The organism is Blastococcus sp. MG754426 (genome assembly GCF_021699055.1).
In the GTDB taxonomy this organism is placed as follows: Bacteria; Actinomycetota; Actinomycetes; order Mycobacteriales; family Geodermatophilaceae; genus Blastococcus.
The window spans coordinates 48,711-69,587 of sequence record NZ_SSXC01000008.1 but is presented as its reverse complement, the minus strand read 5'-3'; the positions used below and the strand labels follow the sequence as shown (position 1 = coordinate 69,587).

General features: G+C 67.8%; 24 protein-coding genes. 6 read left to right on the top strand and 18 right to left on the bottom strand.

The genetic code is table 11. The features are described 5' to 3' along the window. Window positions 1-729: 729 nt before the first annotated feature. Window positions 730-1,167 carry an STAS domain-containing protein gene (locus tag E9549_RS05605; RefSeq protein ID WP_236825558.1) on the top strand — a complete coding sequence of 146 codons (438 nt, stop codon included), beginning with the start codon at window positions 730-732 and terminating at the stop codon, window positions 1,165-1,167. 866 nt (window positions 1,168-2,033) lie between these two features. Here the strand turns inward: E9549_RS05605 and E9549_RS05600 are convergent. Beyond that, on the bottom strand, window positions 2,034-2,576 hold the full coding sequence (locus tag E9549_RS05600) for a hypothetical protein (RefSeq protein ID WP_236825557.1): 543 nt from the start codon (window positions 2,574-2,576) through the stop codon (window positions 2,034-2,036). A 134-nt stretch (window positions 2,577-2,710) separates the two neighbouring features. Further along, window positions 2,711-2,977, bottom strand: coding sequence for an ANTAR domain-containing protein (locus E9549_RS05595; protein ID WP_236825556.1), 267 nt, complete (start codon window positions 2,975-2,977; stop codon window positions 2,711-2,713). 1,288 nt (window positions 2,978-4,265) lie between these two features. On the opposite strand from E9549_RS05595, the gene E9549_RS05590 reads away from it, so the two are divergent. Further along, the gene (locus E9549_RS05590; RefSeq protein ID WP_236825555.1) at window positions 4,266-4,517 is read left to right on the top strand and encodes a hypothetical protein; all 252 of its coding nucleotides are present in this window, start codon (window positions 4,266-4,268) and stop codon (window positions 4,515-4,517) included. Window positions 4,518-4,737: 220 nt separating this feature from the next. Here the strand turns inward: E9549_RS05590 and E9549_RS05585 are convergent, their stop codons facing one another. The 7 genes from E9549_RS05585 to E9549_RS05555 form a co-directional block, all read right to left on the bottom strand. Then, the gene (locus E9549_RS05585) at window positions 4,738-5,688 is read right to left on the bottom strand and encodes a nitroreductase family protein (protein ID WP_236825554.1); all 951 of its coding nucleotides are present in this window, start codon (window positions 5,686-5,688) and stop codon (window positions 4,738-4,740) included. Beyond that, the gene (locus E9549_RS05580) at window positions 5,685-6,296 is read right to left on the bottom strand and encodes a 7-cyano-7-deazaguanine synthase (RefSeq protein WP_236825553.1); all 612 of its coding nucleotides are present in this window, start codon (window positions 6,294-6,296) and stop codon (window positions 5,685-5,687) included. Before E9549_RS05580 ends, E9549_RS05585 begins: the two co-directional genes overlap by 4 nt. Further along, window positions 6,293-7,345 carry a PfkB family carbohydrate kinase gene (locus E9549_RS05575; protein ID WP_236825552.1) on the bottom strand — a complete coding sequence of 351 codons (1,053 nt, stop codon included), beginning with the start codon at window positions 7,343-7,345 and terminating at the stop codon, window positions 6,293-6,295. Before E9549_RS05575 ends, E9549_RS05580 begins: the two co-directional genes overlap by 4 nt. A 185-nt stretch (window positions 7,346-7,530) precedes the next feature. Continuing rightward, window positions 7,531-7,863 (bottom strand): hypothetical protein, encoded by a 333-nt coding sequence (locus E9549_RS05570; protein WP_236825551.1) that lies wholly within the window; start codon window positions 7,861-7,863, stop codon window positions 7,531-7,533. Between the two features lie 60 nt (window positions 7,864-7,923). Further along, window positions 7,924-8,652, bottom strand: coding sequence for a hypothetical protein (locus tag E9549_RS05565; RefSeq protein WP_236825550.1), 729 nt, complete (start codon window positions 8,650-8,652; stop codon window positions 7,924-7,926). A gap of 65 nt (window positions 8,653-8,717) precedes the next feature. Continuing rightward, complete coding sequence (locus E9549_RS05560; RefSeq protein ID WP_236825549.1) at window positions 8,718-9,005, bottom strand: helix-turn-helix transcriptional regulator; 288 nt, start codon at window positions 9,003-9,005, stop codon at window positions 8,718-8,720. Between the two features lie 392 nt (window positions 9,006-9,397). Beyond that, window positions 9,398-9,631 (bottom strand): hypothetical protein, encoded by a 234-nt coding sequence (locus E9549_RS05555; protein WP_236825548.1) that lies wholly within the window; start codon window positions 9,629-9,631, stop codon window positions 9,398-9,400. 169 nt (window positions 9,632-9,800) lie between these two features. On the opposite strand from E9549_RS05555, the gene E9549_RS05550 reads away from it, so the two are divergent. The 3 genes from E9549_RS05550 (at window position 9,801) to E9549_RS05540 (ending at window position 13,053) form a co-directional block, all read left to right on the top strand. Continuing rightward, complete coding sequence (locus E9549_RS05550; RefSeq protein WP_236825547.1) at window positions 9,801-11,600, top strand: tetratricopeptide repeat protein; 1,800 nt, start codon at window positions 9,801-9,803, stop codon at window positions 11,598-11,600. Window positions 11,601-11,811: 211 nt separating this feature from the next. Beyond that, on the top strand, window positions 11,812-12,162 hold the full coding sequence (locus E9549_RS05545) for a hypothetical protein (RefSeq protein WP_236825546.1): 351 nt from the start codon (window positions 11,812-11,814) through the stop codon (window positions 12,160-12,162). Window positions 12,163-12,180: 18 nt separating this feature from the next. After that, window positions 12,181-13,053: a DUF4032 domain-containing protein gene (locus E9549_RS05540; RefSeq protein WP_236825545.1), complete on the top strand. Its 873-nt coding sequence runs from the start codon at window positions 12,181-12,183 to the stop codon at window positions 13,051-13,053. Between the two features lie 16 nt (window positions 13,054-13,069). Here the strand turns inward: E9549_RS05540 and E9549_RS05535 are convergent, their stop codons facing one another. The 8 genes from E9549_RS05535 to E9549_RS05500 all read right to left on the bottom strand — a co-directional run bounded on the left by E9549_RS05535 (window position 13,070) and on the right by E9549_RS05500 (window position 18,520). Continuing rightward, a complete protein-coding gene (locus E9549_RS05535; RefSeq protein ID WP_236825544.1) occupies window positions 13,070-13,348 on the bottom strand; it encodes a hypothetical protein in 279 nt (92 codons plus the stop codon). 353 nt (window positions 13,349-13,701) lie between these two features. Further along, entirely contained in the window at window positions 13,702-13,926 is a 225-nt protein-coding gene (locus E9549_RS05530; RefSeq protein ID WP_236825543.1) for a hypothetical protein, read from the bottom strand. Between the two features lie 164 nt (window positions 13,927-14,090). Further along, a complete protein-coding gene (locus E9549_RS05525; RefSeq protein WP_236825542.1) occupies window positions 14,091-14,528 on the bottom strand; it encodes an HIT family protein in 438 nt (145 codons plus the stop codon). A 26-nt stretch (window positions 14,529-14,554) separates the two neighbouring features. Then, a complete protein-coding gene (locus E9549_RS05520; protein WP_236825541.1) occupies window positions 14,555-15,625 on the bottom strand; it encodes a nucleotidyltransferase domain-containing protein in 1,071 nt (356 codons plus the stop codon). Between the two features lie 4 nt (window positions 15,626-15,629). Beyond that, on the bottom strand, window positions 15,630-15,881 hold the full coding sequence (locus E9549_RS05515; RefSeq protein WP_236825540.1) for a hypothetical protein: 252 nt from the start codon (window positions 15,879-15,881) through the stop codon (window positions 15,630-15,632). Window positions 15,882-15,918: 37 nt separating this feature from the next. After that, the gene (locus E9549_RS05510; RefSeq protein ID WP_236825539.1) at window positions 15,919-16,368 is read right to left on the bottom strand and encodes an HIT family protein; all 450 of its coding nucleotides are present in this window, start codon (window positions 16,366-16,368) and stop codon (window positions 15,919-15,921) included. A gap of 1,044 nt (window positions 16,369-17,412) precedes the next feature. After that, window positions 17,413-17,814, bottom strand: a complete 402-nt coding sequence (locus E9549_RS24035) for a sigma factor-like helix-turn-helix DNA-binding protein (protein ID WP_236825538.1) — start codon at window positions 17,812-17,814, stop codon at window positions 17,413-17,415. Between the two features lie 247 nt (window positions 17,815-18,061). Next, on the bottom strand, window positions 18,062-18,520 hold the full coding sequence (locus tag E9549_RS05500) for a hypothetical protein (RefSeq protein ID WP_236825537.1): 459 nt from the start codon (window positions 18,518-18,520) through the stop codon (window positions 18,062-18,064). Window positions 18,521-18,525: 5 nt separating this feature from the next. Here E9549_RS05500 and E9549_RS05495 point away from each other — a divergent pair, with 5 nt between their 5' ends. Further along, window positions 18,526-19,431, top strand: coding sequence for a PP2C family protein-serine/threonine phosphatase (locus E9549_RS05495; RefSeq protein ID WP_236825536.1), 906 nt, complete (start codon window positions 18,526-18,528; stop codon window positions 19,429-19,431). Between the two features lie 396 nt (window positions 19,432-19,827). Here E9549_RS05495 and E9549_RS05490 read toward each other — a convergent pair whose 3' ends face one another. Next, a complete protein-coding gene (locus E9549_RS05490; RefSeq protein WP_236825535.1) occupies window positions 19,828-20,718 on the bottom strand; it encodes a DUF4238 domain-containing protein in 891 nt (296 codons plus the stop codon). Window positions 20,719-20,877 lie beyond the last annotated feature (159 nt).

Below are 20,877 nucleotides of genomic sequence, written 5' to 3'. Positions count from 1 at the left end.
TCAATCCGCTCCCACTGAGCGTCGGTCAGCACTCGATCGCGAGACATATCCGCAGCAAATCAGCCCCACCACGCTCAACTTAGGAGACACGCCCTAGCTGAGCCCTTCCTCATCCCGTGGGCAATCTGGTTGCTGCGCTGACGCGAATGATGGCGATCTACGGGCGCGTAGCCGCGCCCGTACAGAGTGGGAGGCGGAGGGGAGCGCGAGCGAGCATCGATGACCGCACCGCACGGGTCGCTGGCGGGCCCACCCCGGCCCACGCAGACCACCCGGACCCGGTTCAGCAGCGATCAGCTGGAGGTTGCCCCGGCCTGTCCGGGATCAGAACGAAGCCATCAGCAACCCGCAGCCATCGACGACCAGGTGAAGCTTCAACGTCGACCCGCCGCGGGAGCCACCCGAGGGCTCCGCCGTCGGCCGTTGCCGTCCTGACCGCGGGCGCCTACAACCCGCTTTTCCGCGCTCCAGCGACGTGCTCGGGCCCGCGGACGGAGCTGAAGGCCAACTCCACGACCCGAACAACCTCGCCTTGACGATCACCCCGGCAGAGTCCAAGCCATGTTCCCCGCGTCGCATCTCACAGGGCAGGTATTGTGCCTAGCGGGGCGGCTTGGTACCTTCTGGCCAACGGTTCAACATAAGAGCCAGGACCTGAGGTCCGCTTGAGCCGAGTTCAGTTTGATGCGTCGCTTCGCTCACTGAACTCGCCTTCCCGGGGAGTCCCTGGTGTCTGTTCAGTCCCTGTTTCAGCCTGTTATTGCGGGTGAACGGGTCGCTCGACAACTCACCCTGAGCATTGATTTGAGTGTAGGCCAGATCACGCTGGCGGGGGAGTTGGATCGTTGGACGGCGCATCATTTGCTTGATGCAGCCCGCGCGCTAAGCGCAACGCCACACCAACAGTGGGTCATGGTCGTTGCAGACCTCCAGTTCTGCGACGCAACAGGACTACGCGCCATCAGCGCTTGCTATCGCACAGCACTGAGACGCGGCTCCAGAATGAAGCTTCTCGGCGCTGCCCCGGGAATGCGCAAGGCGCTGGCCTCCCTTCGTCTGGACAGTCACGTAATGGACGACTTCGGGCCCGTCATAGACTGCTCGGCCGAGGAACAGCGCACCTATCCCCTTGTCCGGCGTGTTCACTCACCTCTTCTTATAGACTGAACGATCCGACGTAAAGGCGAGTTCGGGCCTGGATCGTTAGGTGTGGTGAACCGTCGCAACGCGGTCCGAGCGCGTGCGGCACTTGTCATCCCTGAGTGAGCCTAGAGTCAGTGGACAGTGGCACGCAGTGGACCGGATTGCTTACTGCGTGAGTGGGAAAGGGGTGGAGGTCAACAATGCTACTGTGGCCCGCGATCACAGCGGTGTCGTTTCTAGGGATGGCGTCACTAGTGATCGTATTGGCCCGCTCTTCCACGGCGCGATACGAAGAAGAGTGCCGGGCAAAGGTCGGCCCCGATTCCGGTGCGACCTCGAAGGCGCACTCCGGTTAGCAGTAGGTGTCGCGACCGCCGCTAGCGCATCGGTTAGGGCATTGACTCGCACCTCAGGCGGGCCGGCTTGCGGTCACCTGCATCCGACGCCTGGCGCAGAGCAAGCCGAGCCGGGGTCGTCCTGCTGACCGATCGTCTTGTTGATCGACCTTCGAGTCAACAGCGAACTGCCCGGGACGGCGTACACGCAGTCGACCCGTGCGGCGGCGGTCAGCGTCGAGAGCTGATCCGAAGGACTGCTGGTTCGCATCGCGGCGACCGGCGCCATCGAGGAGATTAGGGAGCAAGCCATGGCGGCGCTGCGCGCGGTGGCACTGCACAGCACGCATGGTGGTTCTGTCGGCGAGAAGTGAGCGACGGCCTTGGGGGTCTAGCGCTCGGTGCGTCCCCACTCGGTGGCCCATGCAGTGCCAGGATCGGCTCGGCTGGGCGATGCGTCGGCGCGCGGCAGGCAACTCCGCCCTCGCTACAGGCTTCGCGCGGGCACGGTCAGACCCTTCCCACGAGCCTGGCCACCCGGTTCGCCACCCGCGGTCAAGGCTTTGACGACGGCGGCTCATCGGCGGCTCGATAAGTTGCGAAGGAACGGCGCGACGTGCGTGCGCTGTCGCGGTCCCCGGCCGCGGCCGCCCGGTCAGAGGCAGCGGCCGCCCTGTCCGCGGATGCGGCTGTCCGGTCATCGGCCGCCCCAGCTAGGAGCTGATCGGCGTGGCGGAGGTCGTTTCGGAGGCTGGAACGTTGAATGCCCGCCGCGATCACGTCGGCGAACTGCACATCCAGTAGCTTGAGCACCTCTCGGAGCAGCTGCAGTAGCGGTTCGTCGGCCCCGCAATCGATCGCCTCTTGGATGGCCTCGGCCGCCTGCTGCAGATTCACCTGCTGATGGCTTTCGCTGGCATCCAGGGCGTTGAGCCGCAGGGTCACCTCGCGAATCCGCTGGTACGCCAGTTCCTCCCGGGCCCGCGCATCCTGCACGAGCCGGTCAGCCGCCTCGTCACGGATAATAGCGGCGGCGTCCCGCTCCTCCGCGTTTTGGTCCGCGCGCTCTGCGCGGGTATCACGCTCTTCCGCGGTCACCCACCACGACCTTGAGTTTCGTTCACTCTCCCAGGGGCCGCCGTGGCCCTTCCCGTCTGTGGACGGCTGATCACCGTCTGCGGGTTCGTGCACGCTTCCCTCCTCGTCCAAGCCCGGCGTCCTAAGCCCTACCGCTAGTGAGCCTCGCCGGTGTAAATGATCTGCTCGGCCACGTCCCGCAGCTTCACATTGCGCCGCTGACTCAGGTCCCGAAGGTGGTCGAAGGCCTGTGCCTGGGTCATCCGGTGCCGCTCCATGAGGATGCCCATCGCCATTCCGATTTCCCGGCTCGACAGCAACGCGCGCCGAAGATGCTCGGCCTGAGCACCAGCGGCGGCCAAGTTGCTGCGCGCCTCCTGGAGCTCGTCGGCAGCGTCCCCCGCGGTCACGATCACGGACACTACGGCCGGTCATCCCCGGCACGTCAACCAGCGGACGCGACAGCTGTAGCGGGACGGACGGACCCACCGTGCTGCTCGCTGGCGGCCACGGGCTCGTTGTCCCGGCTGGAAAGCCGGCATGCCGCTCGTGGCACGCCGTGAGTCCGGCCGTATCGGTGCACGGGCATCGCTAGAACACCCCGGCGGCGGACTGTGACCCCAGGGTCAGGTCCCACGTCTGCAGGCGACTGAGCCAGCGGTCACGGGCTCAAGACCACCGACAAGCCACCGAGCTGCTCCGCCAGGCCGCCCCAAACGGACCAGACCTCGCTCGGGCCTTAGCTCGCGTTCTCCGCGTCAAGGGCGGCAGCCTGTACGGAAAGTCCTGCCTCGACCGGAACCGCATCCTCGGTGCACTGCGGCAGGCCAAGACCCTTCGCGACGCCGCCCGCATCGCCTGACCGTCGGGGGCGATGCACGGTCGCCGCGCCTGCCGCGTGGTGGAGGCCCGACGCTGTTGACGGTCCCCTGCGCTCAGCTGCGCAGGAGGGACGGCGGTGAGTCGAATGTAGCCGGTGTTCGCCGCCCCACTCATCCGGCGAATCGAGGTTGGACCCATTAGTTGTGGGCAACCGGTGCGCCGGTCTCCGGGCGTGCGTGCACGCCAGCAGGCCGCCGTCGTGCCCGCTGGGCCAGGCGTCTGAGTGCCGTCTTGAGGCGCCGCCAGCCGCGGCGGACAGCTGAGCGGCCGGAGTCATCGTCCGGATCGGGCCATTCCGAGATCGGACCGGGCGCGACCGCGCCCGCGAGCGCCCGCATCAAGTCAGGATCAAGGGTCAGAGGCAGCACTGCAGTCATTGTCGGCTCCATTTCTGCAACTCCCTCCGTTCGCGTGACGTGCCTACGCCCGCACAGGACGCTGCCGTGGGTTGAATCATTCCCACCGACGTATGAGCCCCGGCCACCCGGCAGGACCCGACATTGAGGGACTGGTGGACGGGCCCTACGCGCAGGAAGTGGCGGCTTGATGCGTCGACCCGGTCTGAGCAGGACGAGCTGGGCGGTCACCGTGAGAGGAACGACGGTCGGCAGCGGCATTGGCGCCAGGGCACTAGCTGTTCCGAGTCTCCGCGGCGGCCGGCCGCACGGGACTCAGGTGTAACAAGCCACGAGGCAGGCAAGTCCTACGGGGGCACAGGGCTTGCCGGGTACATCCGGGGACCCATGTGCACTGCTGTGGAGTTGTTGACTATGAGTGCGTCTTGTGTAGGAGCAATCCGTCGATTCGGATCTGCATGGGCGGTGGGACATGATCGCGCGGCAGGAAGCGGAGAAGGTTCGCGACAAGCTCGTCGCAATGCTGCGGGAGCGCCGCGACGTGACCGGCATTGGCATCGTGCGGCACGGTGATGGCTATGGCGTGCGGGTCAACCTCTCGTCGTCGGGCATCTGCCTGCCGCCAGAGATTGACGGTGTCCCGATCGTTACCAGGACGATCGGCCCCGTGGCTGCTTACCGGCCTCCCTCGGTGGTCGGCATGCACCGCCAGTTGGGCGACTGAGGAGACGCGAGCATCACTGCTATCAACTGCGCCGTGACGTAACGCCGCGGCCCCGCCAGGAGCGTGCTCCACCGAGGCCCGCTGGCTGGGCCCAGGCGTCACGGCCAAGCATGGCGCCCGAGGATCAGACCCAGCACATCGAACGTGTAGTGGCCGCAGCGTCGGACGATGTTCGCGGCGACGGGCGCCCCGATAGCGACGCTGAGGCCGACTTCTTCGCTCAGTCGGCCGAGGCCAGACCTCCGAGCGCCAGGGCGCCGGTATCCGTCAGTCCGTACGGGTCATCGTCGCAGTCGAACAAGGCTCCCGTTGTGCCGACGATGCACGAGGACAGACGCAGATCGGCCGCCGCGAGTTGCAACGTCGCCAGCATCGCTCCGGTGTCTCGCCAGATCAGGCTCATCCCGCCGGGATACCGGCTGAGCGTGCGGGCCGGCTGGGCAATGAGGAAGACGGTCGCTGGTGGTGCTGTATCCAGGTCCAGCGCGTCGGTGACCGCTCGGGTGGCTCGATCGATCTGGGACGAGTCAGCGCGGCAGGGCCGCAGGACGGCCTCGTCGGTGTCGAACAGCCACAGTCCGGGAGGCAACCCGATCACCTGGTGGCTCACGACCACGGGCGTCAGCGGCTGTCGGGCGCCGGCCGACGGTGTCGGGCGACTGCTCTCGGTGAACCGGTCTGCTCCTGGCCATGCGCGTTTGGTCAGTGCGGCTCGGGCGAGGACTGTGCCGAGGGCTCCGGCTTCCAGGTATCCGAAGGAGCGGGCGCTGTGCCGGGTTGCCAGCACCTCGGCGAACGGCCGCGTGGGGCCAAGGTCGGTGACGGGAACCGCCAAGTGTGAGGCGGTGTCGGGCTCGTCGGTCGGGAGGCCCAGCGTATGCACCGGATGGGCGCCGACGGTCGCGGCGAGCCCTGCGGACACTCGGGGACGCAGCTGTCGTGCCTCGGCGAGAGAGGCGAGCGCTGTTGCGGTGAGCTGGAGACCGGAGGTCGGGGAATTGCAGGACAGGACGCTCAGTTCCTCAGTCAGCTGCTGGGCTCGGTGCGGCGGCAGCGGTGCGGTCGCTCCATCGTCGCGGCTGACCCATCCCCGGTCACCGCGAAGCCGCAGAGTGAGTCCCGCCTCGCTGCCTTCGTCCTCTCGCCGGATGCTCGCGAACGCCGACGTCATGGCTGCATCCCGGCTGCGCGCAAGACGCGGGCACGTTTCCAGCAGCCGGGGCAGTCCCCACACGGCAGGTTGGATCGGTGGCAGGAGACGGTCCACCCGAGAACGTCCGCGCCGAGCCCAGAGGCGGCGACGAGCTCTTCGGAAGTTCGGTCGATGCCCGGAGCTGCCACCGAGAGATTGCCCTCCTGCAAGCGCAGCAGCTCATCCAGAGCCGCGTAGAAGCGGACGGTCCCGTCCGCGTGGCGGTCGCCGTCACCGAGGACGGTCCCGATCAGCACCTGGCTCAGGCCCCGCTGGAATGCGATGGCCGCGCCGGCGGTGACGAGGAACTGGTTGCGGTATGGCCACCATTCCGGGCTGGGTGCGCCTGGCTGTGTGGCCTCGTTGAGTAGGAGGCCACCGCCGAGGGGGCGCAGGTCGAGTTGCAGCGTCGTCAGCGGCAGGCCGAACAGGTGGGCGACCTGGGTGGCCGCCCGTTGTTCGGCCGCTGCGGGTCGCTGCCCGTAGTCGATGAACAGGGCGTGGTCGGGCCGGCAGATCGCCGCCAGCGCGGTGCTGTCCACACCGCCGGACAGCAGCAGCAGACGTCCGTGATCGCCAGGGGTCATGCCGGGCGCACCCGCTCGGCGGTGAGCGGGTGTCCGAGTCCGGCCCACACCCCCCGGTAGAGCGCGCTGGACAGGTCGCTGTGCAGTTCCGCGCCGGTGCCGACGAGCATCTTCGTGCCCTCGTGGGCCGGGCCGTTGAGGAAGCCGACGACCGGGAGGGTGTGGCGGTGGGCCCAGCCGACCTCGTACACCGTTCCGGGGTCCCAGCCGTCGAGCAGGGCGAGGACGGCGTCGCTGTCCCGCAGGCCGTCCAGATCACCGGCCGCGACCTCGTCGCCGCCGGGACCGACGTCGTGCAACGGACTGAACACGCGGGCGCCCAGGCCCTGCAGGACCGCCCGGCAGGTCTCCACCAGCCAGCGTTCGGCGAGGGTGAAGAAGGGAGCAGCCAGATAGATCAACGGGGGCCGCTCCAAAACTGGCAGTTCACCGCCGGCGCCGGGAAGCAGCGTCTCGACCGGCACACCGGCGAGGATCTCCGGCGGAACGCGGTCGCGGCGCGTGCCGCACCACCAGGCGGCCGCGTTGCTGGCTACGCGCGCGGCCTCCACCGGATCGGCGCCGGAGTCCCAGGCGTGCGTGAAGCCGGCTGCAAAGACGTCTCCGCTGCCCAGCGGCCAGACCGTCCGGGTCGGATGCGGACCGACCCGAACCGGCTCCGCACCCTCGGTAACGACCAGGCAGCCTCGACCCGCCTCCTTGACGACGACCACCTCGGCACCGGATCGGGTCAGCACCTGCTGCGCCGCACGCGCCGGGTCGAGGATGCCTCCGGCCAGGGCTGAGGTCTCCCGGGCGTTGGCCACCACGCCCAGACGATCCCCGGTCAGGCCCTCCAGGTTGAGGCCGGTCAGGTCCCGGGGCCGCTGCGGATCCACGACGAGGCGCTGCGCGCGCACCCGCCGAGGACCGTGCTCCACCATGCCGAACACCAGCACCGTCTCGTCCTCGGCGACCAGCGGGGCATGGGTGGCCCCCGGCCCGTCGACGGAGGGATCGCTGACGGGCGTGAAGTAGTTGAACCCGACCTTCTCGTCACGATCGATCATGGTCCGCTCGATCCCGCGGGTCGCGGCGGCCACCTCGGCCACTTCGGCCGTGGCCGCGTCGATCGCTGTGACGAGTTCCGCGGTACCGGGCCCGAGCGCGCCCGCCGCGCGCATACCGCTGCCAGAGGCGTCGTCCTCGTGTGCGGGGACGGTGACGCGTTCGGCATAGGTACCGCCGACGATCTTCACCGGGCAGCCGCCCGGATCTCGACCTGAATGGCGCCGCCCACAGCACTGCGCACGTGCGCGAGGAACGGAACGCCCTGACGCAAGCAGGTCAGCAGTCGGCCGGTGGGCACGACGCTGCCGGCGATCTGGCCTCCAGCGGTGATCAGGGCGACGATCACGGGGGAGCCGTCCTGCAACTGCACGGTCAGGACGTCACCGACCGGGAGGTGATCGGCCACGCCGGGCACTGGCCCTTCCAGCCACCGAGACAGCCGCAGGTCGAGACAGTCGCCTCCGCCGTCGCCGGCTCCACTGCCGGGCGTGAGGTCGGGACCGCTGCTACCGCTCATCTGCGCTCCGGTGGTTCTGTCGATCCGTTTCCAGGACCGTAATCGAACCGGGCGGGCCGATCAGTTGCCAATCGTCGTCGTCCGACGCCGGCCCGGCCGCCGGGCCGCCAGGGCTTGCTCGGCCCAGATGACGGCGTCCAGATCGGCAGGTGACACACCCCCGTGCTCTGCCCAGGCGAGGAAGAGCCGCTCCAGGACGTAGTAGGAACGAGCGGCGGTCCAGCCGCGGTCGAACACGCCAGCGCTCGCCCCAGCGCGCAGAACGTGGATGTCGAGCACGGCCACGTCCTCGCAGCCGTAGTGGTTGCGGACGATCCAGCTGGCCGTCTTTGGCCCGATGCCGGGCGCACTCGTGAGCCAGTCACGAACCTCGACCAGATCGTCGGGAGGCGGCTCTTGGTCCAGGAACGCCAGAGCGGCCGCGAGTCGCTGGCTGCGCTGCCTCGGGAACCGGTACCGGCGTGTTCCACCGCCCACTTGCAGCGGCTGGCGCAGCAGCACCTCTAGGTCCGTGGCCGACACGATGGCGCCCTCGGCCAGGGCTCCGCTGTCGCGGACGGCTCGGAACGCGGCCAGGCCTAGTTCGAAGGGCAGCCCGAATCCTCCGAGCAGGCAGGCCGCCACCTCCTCCCGGAGCGTGGTCCCCAGCCGGTGCCGGTGTGGCCCGTCCGCGAGCACCCCGTCGATGACTCCGTACTGGGTGAGTGCGCACCAGTGGGCCGCGGTGCCGACCTGCCAGGGATGTCCCCACACGACGCTGCGTGCGAGCGGCTCCTCGGCCAGCAGCACGACCGTGGGCCCCGGCTCTCGCAAGCTTGTACTCGTCGGAACAGCCGCCGTGAGCCCCGCTCGGGTCACGCCGGGCCGTCCACGGAGCGCTCGGACGTCACCGGCTGGTCGGAGGCGGCCGCGTGCAGGTCGTCGAGGCTCTCTCCGAGCACCGACGCCAACCGAGCCACGGTGAGGAATGCCGGGGTCGGCACTCGACCGGTCTCCACGCTGCGGACGGTGTCCACGCTGAGTCGCGCCTCGGTGGCCACGGCCTGTGCCGACCGGCCCGTCCGCTGCCGAATCCGAGCGAGATGCGCACCGAGGCGCCGCCCGTGCTCGCTGTCGGCAGGACTGAGGCTTCTTCGTGGCATACGAAAACAATACATGTATAAGTATCACCCTGGTGGCGCGATGATGTCGCGGCTTCCCGGACCCGGTGAGCACATGGGGGAGTTATCGGCTGGCGGAGTTGCCGACCGTCGTCGGCGCCCGGGAGTCGCGTGTTCGTGTCGGTTCAGGTCCGCGGGGCCCCGGGTGCGGACGTCAGCCAGGGGAGACGTGTACGCGGTCCTGGAGAACTCGTCCGCTCCCGTCCGCCCTGACGCAGGCGTAAGAGTTGGGTGGGGAGGGGGCGCAGGTGAGGCGGCATCTATGACGCCCACCCCGGGGGGCTTCCACGGATCCCGTTGCCTCACCGTCGAGACGCCGTGACCCAGCCCGCGGCTACGACACTCTGCCGGCACGGTGACCCTGCCTCAGACACTCACTCAGCGTGGACTCCGTCACGTCCAGGGTCAGCATCCTGCTGGCCGAGACGCCGCTCCCGGCGGCGGCGGTAGTAGGCACCTCCCGCAGCGACCCCGGCCCCGCTGAGCAGGCTCATCACCGCCGCGCCGAGTCGCCCCTCGGTCACCAGCATCCAGGCGCCGCCGACCAGCAGGGCGACCCCGGTCCAGACGGCCACGACGAACCCCAAGAGCACGCTCGCGGTCGCCAACAGCCGCAAGCCAGCCAGCAGCCGACCGGTGATCCCATCGGTCCGGTCGGTGGGGGAGAGCAGCCTCAACCACGACTCGATCCAGGACCGCAGGCTCGGCTCAGGTGCTGACTTCCGGGGCATAGGCCAAGGAGGCGGTCGGGACGAGGATGAAAAGTAGGCGCCGAGGATGATCGAGCCCTGGATTGCGGACTGGCGGCGACTGCGTGGCGCCCTGCTGGGCGTCCGCCGCGCGATCGCCGCTCGCGCGGTGGCAGACCTTGACCGGGAGACAGCGGCGCTGCGGGATGTCGCCGCCGACCCGGTGTTCGCGACGCTGCAGACCGACTCCGCCCTCAACCCTGAGGAGCGCGGTCGCCTCATCGCGACCTACGTGGCCACGCTCACCGGCAAGGCCCTCGCCCAGTACCCGCAACGGGACCAGCGCGGAACCGCTGTGCTGCGCGACTGGCTGCGGATCGTCAGCGACGGTCTCACGTCGGGTCAGTTGGCGGCCGAGACCATGGCGGCGGGCACCGCGGCGGATGAGGCCGCCCTAGCCGAGCAGAGGATCGAGTACCGGCTGTGGTTAGGCGGCAGCCGCCCCTCACCGGCGTCCCGGGCGGCCATTCATGTCCTCTACACCACTGTGACCGCCGGGCTGCACGCCGACCTTCACGCCGGCGGGCAGGTCGGTCTCCTCGGCGTTAGTGCGGTCTGGGAGTGGGACGGTCTGCGGCAGCGCAGCGACGAGCCCGCCCGAGCACTCCTCGCTCTCCTGGCCTTCATCGCCCCGAACCACCCGGTCTGGATTAGGACGCTCGCCGAAGCCTGGGGGCCGCTCCCCGCTCCGCTGCGCCCCCTCATCCAGCAGCCCCCACAACTACGCCCGATGCTCACCGACCTGGCCCGGCGGGGACTCCTGACTCATCGCCACACCTCGGTCGAGGTCGTCCAGGTCACCGCCGCCGCCCAGGAGGCCATCCGGTCTCGTCTTTCGCTCACCGAGCAAAAGGAGTACGCCTCGTCTCTGCTCCGCGGCCTCACCGTCGGCCTTCCTTCCGCCAGCCACGACCCCGCCACCTGGAACGATTGGGCCGCCTGGCTGCCACACGTGATCACCCTCATCGACCACTGTCAGACGCTCGACGTCCGTGCCGGTGACAGCGCCTACCTGCTCGACCGCGCCGCGGTCTACGTCCGCGATGCCCGCGACGACCCCAACCAAGCCATCACCCTCGGCGAACGGGCCCGCGCCCTCGCCGACCACGTCGGCCGCCCCGACCCGGTCGACTACGCCAACATCCTCGGCAACATCGCCATCGCCCTGCGGCACCTCGGCCGCCACAGCGACGCCGTCCCTCTCATGCAGGAGTGCGCTCGAATCACGGCCGCCGCCGTCGGCGATCTGCACCACGAACACATCGAGTCACTGCTGGGCTTGGCCAACGCACTGGCCGGTGCAGGCCGCCGCAGCGACGCCCGCACCCACTACGAGCACGCCCTCGACCAGGCCCGCCGCGCATACGCTGCGACGCCGGAGGATGTCCAACGCAGCATGCTCGCCGAAGTTCTCAACGACTACGCCAGCGAACTCCTCGACACCGAGCCGCCCCAACCCGCCTGGCGCGACGACGCCGAGCACGCCGCCACACTCCTCGACGAAGCCCGCAAGCTGCTTGGCCCCGGCGACCACGGCTGGCACCAGACCGCTATCAACCGCGCCATGGCCCTCCATCAACTCGGCGACAGCGCCACGGCCATCACGCTCCTGCACGACACGATCACCTACTGCGAGGACGCCTTCGGCCGCTACACGTATCCGACGTTCGGTGCGGTCATCGCTCTCTTGGACCTCTACGAAGACACCGACGACCCCCGCCAGACGGACCTGCGCGCTGAGGCTCACGACATCGACGACCACCTCGCCGCGCCCGCTCAGGATCGGCCCGCCGAGCCCGAACGCCGGTCACCGAACTGGAGGCCGTGACTGTCACGACGCTCTCGCGGCAGGAGCGGAGAGTGAACACGGCACCGACGTCGAACCAAGGCGGGACGCTCGGCAGGGCGAGCGAGCCAAGTAGCGGCGGGACCTCCCACGCCGAGTGGACGGTGAGTGACGAACGGCCCCGACGGGGCCATAAAATAACGGCTCTCGGAGCCCTTACTCGGGTCCCGCGGCGGGCCCCACGGAGCTGTTGATGCGGTTCGTGTTCCGCCCCCCAGTTACCGATGGCGCGGGCCTGCTGGAACTCCCGTGGCACCAACCCCTAGCGAACTGGAACCCGAACCTCGTGCTGCAGGTGCCACAGCGCGGGATTTCCCGGCACGTCGTCCAGTTCGTCGTCCAGGACGGCAGCGTCTTCGCGCTCAAGGAGATGAGCGAGCCACTCGCCCGACACGAATACGCCCTGCTGTGCCAGTTACAGGAGCAGGGGCTGCCGGCGGTCACGCCGCTGGGCATCTGCGTGGACCGTCCCGACGGACAGGACGCCGTCCTCGTCACCAGGTACCTCGAATACTCGATGTCCTACCGGTACCTCTTCTCCTGACCCACGGGTCGCCACTCCGTGCCGCAGCTGCTCGACACCCTCGTCGTCCTGCTGGTCCGGCTGCACCTCGCCGGGGTCTTCTGGGGTGACTGTTCGCTATCCAACACGCTGTTCCGGCTGGACGCGGGCACGCTGGCCGCCTACCTGGTCGACGCCGAGACGGCCGAACACCATCCCCGGCTCTCCGGTGGGCAGCGCGGCTACGACGTGGACCTCGCCCGGGAACGGGTCGGCGCCGAACTGCTCGACCTCCAAGCCGGTGAACTCCTGCCCGAGCAGATCGACCCGATCGAAGTGGCCAACAGCGTCCCGCCCCGGTATCAGGCGCTGTGGACCGAGGTGACCCGAGAGGAAATCTTCCGGCGAGAAGAACAGCGCTACCGGATCGCGGAGCGACTGCAACGGCTCAACGACCTCGGCTTCGACGTCGGAGAGATGGAGCTCGTCACTCTGCCCGACGGCAATGTCAAACTACGCGTGGAGACGCGGGTCGCCGAACCGGGCGACAACCGCCGAGAGCTGTTCCGGCTAACCGGCCTAGAAGTCCAGGAACGACAGGCTCGCCGACTTCTCAACGACATCCGCAGCTTCCGCGCCTACCTCGAAGAGGCCGGCTCGCCGGTACCGGAAACCGTCGCCAGCCATCGCTGGCTGACCGAGGTGTACCAGCCGGTCATCGACGCCATCCCGCCCGAACTGGACGGCCGCCTCGAACCGGCCGAGGTGTTCCACGAAGTGCTCGAACACCGCTGGCTGCTGTCTGAGCGCGCCGGACGCGACGTGGGGACCATGGCCGCCGCCCGGTCCTACTTCCAGAGCGTGCTGTCCAAGATTCCCGAGGAGGTCACGACAGCCTCCGTCATCGCCAAGCGACAGCAACCGAATGCCTGATGACGTGCGATGGCGCTCAATCAGAAAGGACATCCTCAATGTTGGTGCGCCACTGTCCGATCAGCGCAGCCTGCTCATCCTCAGGAATCGGGCCACACGCGTCATTGAGGTCATCGACCAACTCGCGCACCGACACAGCCAAATGGTGCCCCCGCGGAGCCGACTCCAACGCGAATGCCAATCCGCCCAGGATGATGGCAGCCTCCACGACCGCGCCGCGCTCAACACTGATCGGCTGTCTGAACGTGTCGTCGACCGAGTGCGGCGGCACTGGCGAAGGGTTCTGGGCGGGCATCGTTTCTCCTGCTCGTCGTTACAGACGGTTCGATTTAGGCATGACGGCCATAACCGACCTCATCGGAGGCAGGCGACCGACGCACGTTGCAGACCTGGGCGATAAGAGCAGCGTAGAGGCCCGCAGTGGCGCTCGGAGATGCGAGGCGATCCGACTGCGGCTGCCGCGCGGCCATGAGAACGCGAGGTGACAACGTCAGCTGCCGGGAGCCACGGCCCAGGCATCCTTTCCCCCGCTGCCTCGTGACTGCAGGCCACTCAGCGATCAAGAGTCGACCGGCGGTCCGCGGTGTGCCGGCCGCGCAGTCCGTCAGCAGCGAGACAACACCGTGAGGGGCTTGAGCGTTAAGTTAGTCAGTGAGTCGAGTTGGCGATGTGTCGCGCCAACTCCTCGCCACCGATCGCGACGAGTTCGATTCCCATCTCGCCGTGGATGCGGCGCAATTCAGCGAGCACCTCACTCACCGGACGCCCGGCGTGCGACTGGCGTACCTCGTTGATCCGTTCTTCCAGTACGGCCATCGCGCCGATCTGCCGACCGAAATCACCATGGAACTGAGGATCGGGCGTGGACGGCACGGCTACCTCTCTACGTTCGTCGGTTGTGGCGGCGGATGCAGCCAACTAGTCAGACAGAACCGAACGTCGTCGCTGGATGGGCAGCGCCGGCTCACCAGGCAGTAGCCGCGATGCAACCTTTGGATGCTCCGCTGCCGTCGCCGCGCTTCTGGGGAGTCGGGCGATCACGTTCCTCGCGGCTGGTGGAGGGCTGCCTGCAACTGACCGCGGAAACGTTCTGTGACGGCTGAGGGCAGTTCCGTCATCGGTCTCGGGTCGCTCCAGGGAGGGCGGGTCGGGAGCGGCTCGCTCGCCGGGTTGCGGGGGATGACGTGGACATGAAGGTGCTGGTTGGCGTTACCGAGCACGCCGTAGTTGATGCGGGCGGCTCCGACGAGTGGACGCAGGATGCGCCCGACTGACGCGACGTCGGACCAGAGGTTCTGGAGGTCGGGGGCGTCGAGATCCTCAAGGTGTTCGGCGTGCCGGTTGAAGACCAGAATCGCGCGCCCAGGAAAGCGGGCGTCGCTGTAGAGCCCGAGCCTGGTGGCGCGGAGCGAGGGTGCGTCCACCGGCAAGTAGAGCCGAAAGCCGCAAGTGGGGCAGGACCAGTCGTCGGGCACAGGCTTTCCTCACGGCAGGCGTTGCGCTAGAAGGTCAGGTACTTCCGGGTCAGGGCCTGCAGTGTCACTTTGGACGGCCCGAGCGGCTCGGTGGACATGAACAGCTCCTCCAACGCGTTCTGCAGGTCCATCGTCCGGTCGCGGGCGGCGATGAACTCGTCCGGTAGATCAGCAGCGCCGGGGTTGTCGACGCCCTTGATCGCGCTGCGCCACGCCTTGTTCTCCTGCCAGCCTTGAAACTGGTCCGCGATCGCGAGGACGTCGCGGAGCGCGTCGGCGGTGGCGCCTTTGGGATTGACGTACTGGTGCAGTTGGGCGAGCCGCGCCAGGGGAGGCATCGCGAACTGCTTCATCAGGTACGCGCGGGTGGTGTTCTTCTGCTCGATGACCGGCATGAAAAGGGACATAATCGACCCGGCGAATGTCCACTTTCGGGACGTGCGCACTTTGACGTACCGCAGGCCCCACTTCTGGCCTTCGATCTCCTGCCAGCGCTTGGCCTGGTAATCCACGGCAATGGTGCGCCAGAACCGCACCATGTCGTTGAACAGGAAGCGGGGAACCCGGGGCTCATCGGCGCCGGCGTAGTCGTACAGGTAGCGGCTGAGGATGGAGGAGACGAGCGCTTCGTACCGGCTGTGCTTGTTCAGCCACTCGCTCTCCTGGAGCACCAGGATGCGCCGGGAGAGCGACTTGTTGGTGTCTTCGTCGAGTCCGATCTGGTTGACCATGTCTGGAGCGCCCACGACCACCCCGAACAGGTTGGAGGCGCCCGGCTCGGCCGCCGCGATCGTGTTCAACGCCGACCGTGCCGCCTTGCGGAAGGTCTGGATGATGCTCGGGTTGGGAACAATCTCGTTGGCCACCACGAGGTAGTCGAAGTCGCTACCGGGAGCCATCTCGTCGCGGGCCATCGACCCGAAGGCGACGATGTCCAGCCCCTGGCTCGTGGTGAAGCCTCCCAACTCCTCGTCGAGGTACCGGTCCACTTCGGCTCGTGCGTCCGCCAGAGTCTGTTGGGTCCTGGCGGCCGCGGATGCGAGGTTGGCCAGGTCCACGTCCAGACGCGTTTGGGCCTCGACGAGGACCGGGTGCATGTGGTCAGGCCACGTCGGACGTCAGGATTTCGGCGGCGTTGTCGTGTAGTGCTCCGAGGGCTTCGGCGACGCGCAGGGCCCGCTCGATCGACCAGTGGTCTTGCCACAGGAGAGCCTCGACCCCGGAGGGGGCAAGCCCCAACTTCTCGGCGATTTCTCTCCGGTCCCGCTGCTGGATGATTTCCTTGGCGCGCTTTTCCAGGCGCTCGGCGAGGTCACGCTCGATGTGGCCAGGCTCGGTGAGGAAAGCGGTCATCGTCTTCTCCTGGGGTAGCGGACGGGGCCTGTCTGCACTATCGGCGTGTCGTCTGCCGGTCATGACTGATCAGCAAGCTGGCGATCTCGTCCTTGATGGCTTCCCGCTGATCAGGCAGTAGGGGAGTGGCCGGCTGGGCGGTCTGCCACGGCGACAGCCCCGGCGCTGGGTCGAGGGTCCACCGCCGTGGGATGAGGTGGAAGTGCACGTGTGAGATCACGTTGCCCAGCACTGCGTAGTTGATCCGATCCGCTGCCACGGCGTCCTTGATGGCCAGTGCGGCCCGGCGTGCATCCGCGAGCGCGGCATTCGCCAATTCTTCGGGCATCGTGGCCAGGTCGTCGAAGTGCTCGTGCACGACCAGCAGGCAGCGCCCGGGGTACCTGGCGTCGTCGTAGAGGCCCAGCGTGGACACCTCTAGGTCAGCCACCGGATGCCACAGGGACATGCCGCACCGGCTGCAGGTGTAGGAGGGGCGCGGGGTCATGGGCTCATCAGACAGCCCAGGTACGACAGGTCCTGCGTGACGGGCCGCCTGGTGTCGCGATCGAGACAGACGCAACCTTGTGAGGCATCCGAGAAACCGCTACCTGGCTGTCGCTGCAGTCGGCACCCGCCCTGCGGACGGCGGAGTGTCGTGACCTCGCCAACGCCACTAGTGCACGAGGACCAGTCAGCGCCTGCGGCAGCTGTTTGATCACGGACGTTGCGGTCCGCGCACCTTATGAGGGAAGTGTCTGGGCCGCCCCTCGCGGCGGCCACCGGTCCGCACCAACCCCCGCCTCTCACCTGCGCCGTTGTAGCAGGTCCTAGCCAGCGAGGGGCAACCTGCCCCTTCGCTTGCCGCATTTCTCCTGGGAACCGACCGCGTCCAGTGCCGAACGTCACCGCAACCAGGGTGGGGCTGAGGTGCTCGACAAGAGACTCGCCTAGCCGAGGTTCACCAGCAGTGATGGCGCTGCGGAGCCGCCTGACCCGGTTCCCGGGCACCGGATTCGCGGTGATGATCGCCTCGGAGAAGGGGGCTGGTTGTCTCCAGCCCAGCCGTCGAAGTTCTTTCGCAGGGCGGTGGCGCTGGCCCGAGGCCAAGAGAAGCCCACCGCGCAGATCCCTTGGGACCCGACCTGGCAGAGAGACGCGCAGCGAGCCGCGGTCCTGCTCGACCAAGCCCGATGGTTGCTGCACCCCGGGTACCACGGCTGGCATCGAACTGCGATCAACGGCGCTATCGCGTCCCGCCGGCTCGGTGACAGCGCTGGAGCCGGCGGTCTGCTCCACGACGCGATCACCTAGTGCGAGGACACCTTCGGTCATTGTTCCTGCTCGACCTACGGCGTAGGCGTCGCTCTCCTCGGCACCTACGGGGACACCAGCGATCCGCATGACCACCTCCGCGGCCAATCCCATGACATCGCCGAGCAACTCGCCGCAGCCGGACAAGACTAGCCACCTCGCCCAGAACGGACGGAAGAATTTGTCGGGTCCGGCAAGGGACGTGAATATGGCACGGCGTCCACCCCCATTAGGCGCCTCACTTCTCCGGAGTCACTCTGGCGTCCTGCAGCAGCCTAGAGATGCGTTGGCGTGTGAGCCCGAAAAGAGCCCCGATTTCCTCTAGTGTCATTCCCTCGCCGCGCAGCGCGGCCGCCTTAGCTTGCCGGAAGCGAGTGCCGGAAGCCTCGAATCGAGCGGTTGCGTCTGTGAGGATCTGGACAATAAGGGGGCGACTCTCGCGGGTCACGATGTCCCGATAGGTCAGTCCTTGCGCGCGACATCCCCGAATGTCGGCGGCCTGTTCGCGAATCAGGGCCATCACTTCAACCATCTGCTCGGCGACGGCGACCAGGTCGGCGAGTGCTCGCAGTGGCGGGTCTTCCGGGAGGCCGACCGCCGGCACGTCTTGGCGTTGCGCGGATCCGTCGTCGGGTTCCACAGCCGCCCCTCTCTGCGTTGGGTCGTCGGCCGCTCGACTTCCCTAGTAGAGTCGACACGGGACCGCAACGATCGTTGACAGCTGGGTTCGTCCACGCAACGATCCGGTTCCGGCCGGTAGTGGAAGCAGCCCTCCCGGCGCCGACCTAACTGCAGTGTGCCGCGCGGCCTCCAGCCGCGCGGCACTGGGGCGTGTCCGCACGGAGGGGAGTGGCTTGACCATGCCGGAATCCCCGTCATCCGAAGGCTCATGGGTCCCACCGCAAATCGCCTTGCCTGCTGATTCCGGCGTCGAGGAAGCCATGACACTCGCCGCGGCGGACGATCGCGAGCAGCTGCTGCGCCGGGTGACCGAGGCGCTGGTAACGACCCTGGAGCCCGAGGAGGCCGCGGCTCGGTTGTGCGACCTGGTGGTCCCGACTCTGGCCGATTGGGCTGTGGTCACGCTGATGGACGAGGCGCCAAGGCCGGGCCAGCGCCGTCGGCTCTGGCACGCCGTCAGCCGCCATCGCGATCCCGCCCGGCAAGCCCTCGCGGCCGACTACGCCCGCACCCGGCTGGACGCCCTCACCGACGACGCCCTGCTGGTCAGGGTGATACGCACTGGTCGCCCGGAGTTGCTGCGCGGCAACGCGACGGACAAGCTGCAGGGGATGCTGCGGCCAGGGCTGGCGCACGACCTGCTGGCCGCCCTCGCTCCCGAGCACGTGCTGTGCTGCCGCTGCTCGGCCGAGACGGCGCAACCGGCCTGCTCAGCCTCTTCAACGGCGCCAAACGAGGCCCCTTCCCGGCCGGCGATCTCGCCGCAGCTGTCGACATCGCAGCTCGGGCGGGACTCGTCCTCGACAACGCCCGCCTCTACGACGCGCAGCGATCATTGGCCGAGGCACTGCAGCGATCCATGCTCACCGAGCCACCGACCATCGAGGGCCTAGAAATCGTGGTGCGCTACACGCCGGCGGCGCGGACGGCCGAGATCGGCGGCGACTGGTACGACTGCTTCATCCAGCACCGCGGGGTCAACTTCGTCATCGGCGACGTCGCCGGTCACGACATCAGTGCTGCTGCGGTCATGGGCCAAGTCCGCACTCTCCTGCGCGGCATCGCCATCGCGACCCAAGCCAGTCCCGGGCCGCTTCTCGACGCCGTCGATACCACCATGGCAGAGCTACAGCTGGGCACGCTCGTTACTGGCGTCGTCGCCCACCTCAGTTCAGTTGAGGGCCGCGCACAATCAGGGTGGCAGCTGCGCTGGGCCAATGCCGGCCACCCGCCGCCGCTGCTGGCCCACCCGGACGGTGAGGTCACCGTCCTCAATACTACGCCCGCCTTGCTCCTCGGCGCCGCGACCGGCGTCGTACGCAGCGAGGCCACGACACTGCTCAAGCCAGGCGACATCCTGCTGCTGTACACCGACGGGCTCATCGAGACCCGCGGCCGCTCCATCGACGACGGCATCGATCTGCTTCGTCGCACACTGTCCGAGCTCGTCGCTCCAGACGGCGCGCAATCGACACCCGTCAACCTCCAGGACCTCTGCGACGCACTCCTCGACCGCGTCCTGTCTTCCGATCCCGAGGACGATGTTGCGCTCCTCGCCGTTCGACCGGTCTCCTAACCGCGCCCGGCCGTGGACCCGCCGCCAAGGTGCGTGCGGGCAGTTCTGTCGATTGCCAAGGATGCATCAGAGGGTGCGCTCTCGTCGTGCGTTGCCTCGTAGAAGTCGAGTTCCGTTCGACGCATTCAGGTTGTCGGCCCCCGACCAGTAGCAGGTATGGCCGGCTTGCGGAGCCCGGGCGACCCTCTGGTGCCCCCCAGGGGAGATGAGGCGGCGTCGGACGAAAACGGCGAACCGGCGGAGCTTGCCTACAGCGCGCTGGCCCACGCGCAGATGAGGCAGTCAGGTCACATCCGTCCGGCGCCCGCCGAAGTTATCTTTGAGCGCCATCGATGCGCCTGTCCATGCGGGCTGGCACCGATGGAGAGGCCGAGCGCTCGCGACCGCTACTGACTGCTAATGCGGACCATACGTTCGCGCAGGCCGGAGTCGCTCCTGCATCCATGATTCGGCGGGACTTGACGGTGCAGCGCCGAGCCAGCGCACGAACGACAGTGCCTGCATCTCATTGAATCGGTCAGCCGCGGCCGAATCGAACTGAACAGTTCCCGATGCTGGACCGAGAGCGATAAGCACCTGCGGGCCGATGGGCATACAAATCTCCGAGGCGTCCCCCAACGCTACGCCCTGATGTGGTCCCAACCCTGACCCGTCAGCATTGCGCACAATGACCGGCGAATCGCCGATCACAAGAACCGGCTCATCAAAGTAGCCTACCTGCAGCGAGTGTCGACCCATAATCTGCCGAGCGGACCGAAAGTTCAGAATCAAGCGGTCGCTCCACCACTCCTCGGCGAGCTTTGGTTCGATCTCGTGCATCTGCTCGTTCATCCACTCAAGCTCACCGCGAGTCGCTGCGTGCAACCCGGTGCGCTGAGTGAATGCAAGACTCAGCAGGGCTTCCTGCGAGGCGAGTCTGCGCTTACTGCTGCTGACGACCGCAGCCTTCACCCGCTCATGTGCCATGCGCACAGCCGGACTCCGCACCCAATGCAAGGCCATCAGGTCGATCAGAGCGGAAACAGCATCGTCGTCGTCGAGGACAGTGCGACCGTCGACCCGGGCCAAGACCTCCGGCACCCGGGACTCAACCGCACCGGCTCTCTCCTCCGCACCCAGAGGATCATGCTGGTCGAAGTGCTCCACCCAGAAGGCGCCGCCGGGACCCTTTTGGGTGAGGACATCCTTCTGCCGGTCATACGCGGTGAGCGTCCCGCCCTTCGCGAACCTGCGTAGGAGCACCCGGGAGACGGTGTGCTGCTTTCGCGGTACCCGAACCAAGGACATGCGTCGATCCTTCTGCACAAGCGCGCCCGAAGTGGGCCTCTGCGGTCAATCGGGGTCGTGCGGTGGGCGGCACCGGCGTCCCTAGCTGCCACCTGCCGGTTCGGTGTAGGCCGCCACGAACACCCCGCCTGGGTGCTCTGGCCGGCCGTCGAGTGACGG

Bases quoted from the DNA above. Each gene is read 5' to 3' on its own strand.
- E9549_RS05590 (WP_236825555.1), top strand. From the start codon at position 4,266: ATGATCGCGCGGCAGGAAGCGGAGAAGGTTCGCGACAAGCTCGTCGCA.
- E9549_RS05585 (WP_236825554.1), bottom strand. From the start codon at position 5,688: ATGACGTCGGCGTTCGCGAGCATCCGGCGAGAGGACGAAGGCAGCGAG.
- E9549_RS05580 (WP_236825553.1), bottom strand. From the start codon at position 6,296: ATGACCCCTGGCGATCACGGACGTCTGCTGCTGCTGTCCGGCGGTGTG.
- E9549_RS05575 (WP_236825552.1), bottom strand. From the start codon at position 7,345: ATGATCGATCGTGACGAGAAGGTCGGGTTCAACTACTTCACGCCCGTC.
- E9549_RS05570 (WP_236825551.1), bottom strand. From the start codon at position 7,863: ATGAGCGGTAGCAGCGGTCCCGACCTCACGCCCGGCAGTGGAGCCGGC.
- E9549_RS05560 (WP_236825549.1), bottom strand. From the start codon at position 9,005: ATGCCACGAAGAAGCCTCAGTCCTGCCGACAGCGAGCACGGGCGGCGC.
- E9549_RS05550 (WP_236825547.1), top strand. From the start codon at position 9,801: ATGATCGAGCCCTGGATTGCGGACTGGCGGCGACTGCGTGGCGCCCTG.
- E9549_RS05545 (WP_236825546.1), top strand. From the start codon at position 11,812: ATGCGGTTCGTGTTCCGCCCCCCAGTTACCGATGGCGCGGGCCTGCTG.
- E9549_RS05535 (WP_236825544.1), bottom strand. From the start codon at position 13,348: ATGCCCGCCCAGAACCCTTCGCCAGTGCCGCCGCACTCGGTCGACGAC.
- E9549_RS05520 (WP_236825541.1), bottom strand. From the start codon at position 15,625: ATGCACCCGGTCCTCGTCGAGGCCCAAACGCGTCTGGACGTGGACCTG.
- E9549_RS05515 (WP_236825540.1), bottom strand. From the start codon at position 15,881: ATGACCGCTTTCCTCACCGAGCCTGGCCACATCGAGCGTGACCTCGCC.
- E9549_RS05510 (WP_236825539.1), bottom strand. From the start codon at position 16,368: ATGACCCCGCGCCCCTCCTACACCTGCAGCCGGTGCGGCATGTCCCTG.
- E9549_RS05490 (WP_236825535.1), bottom strand. From the start codon at position 20,718: ATGTCCTTGGTTCGGGTACCGCGAAAGCAGCACACCGTCTCCCGGGTG.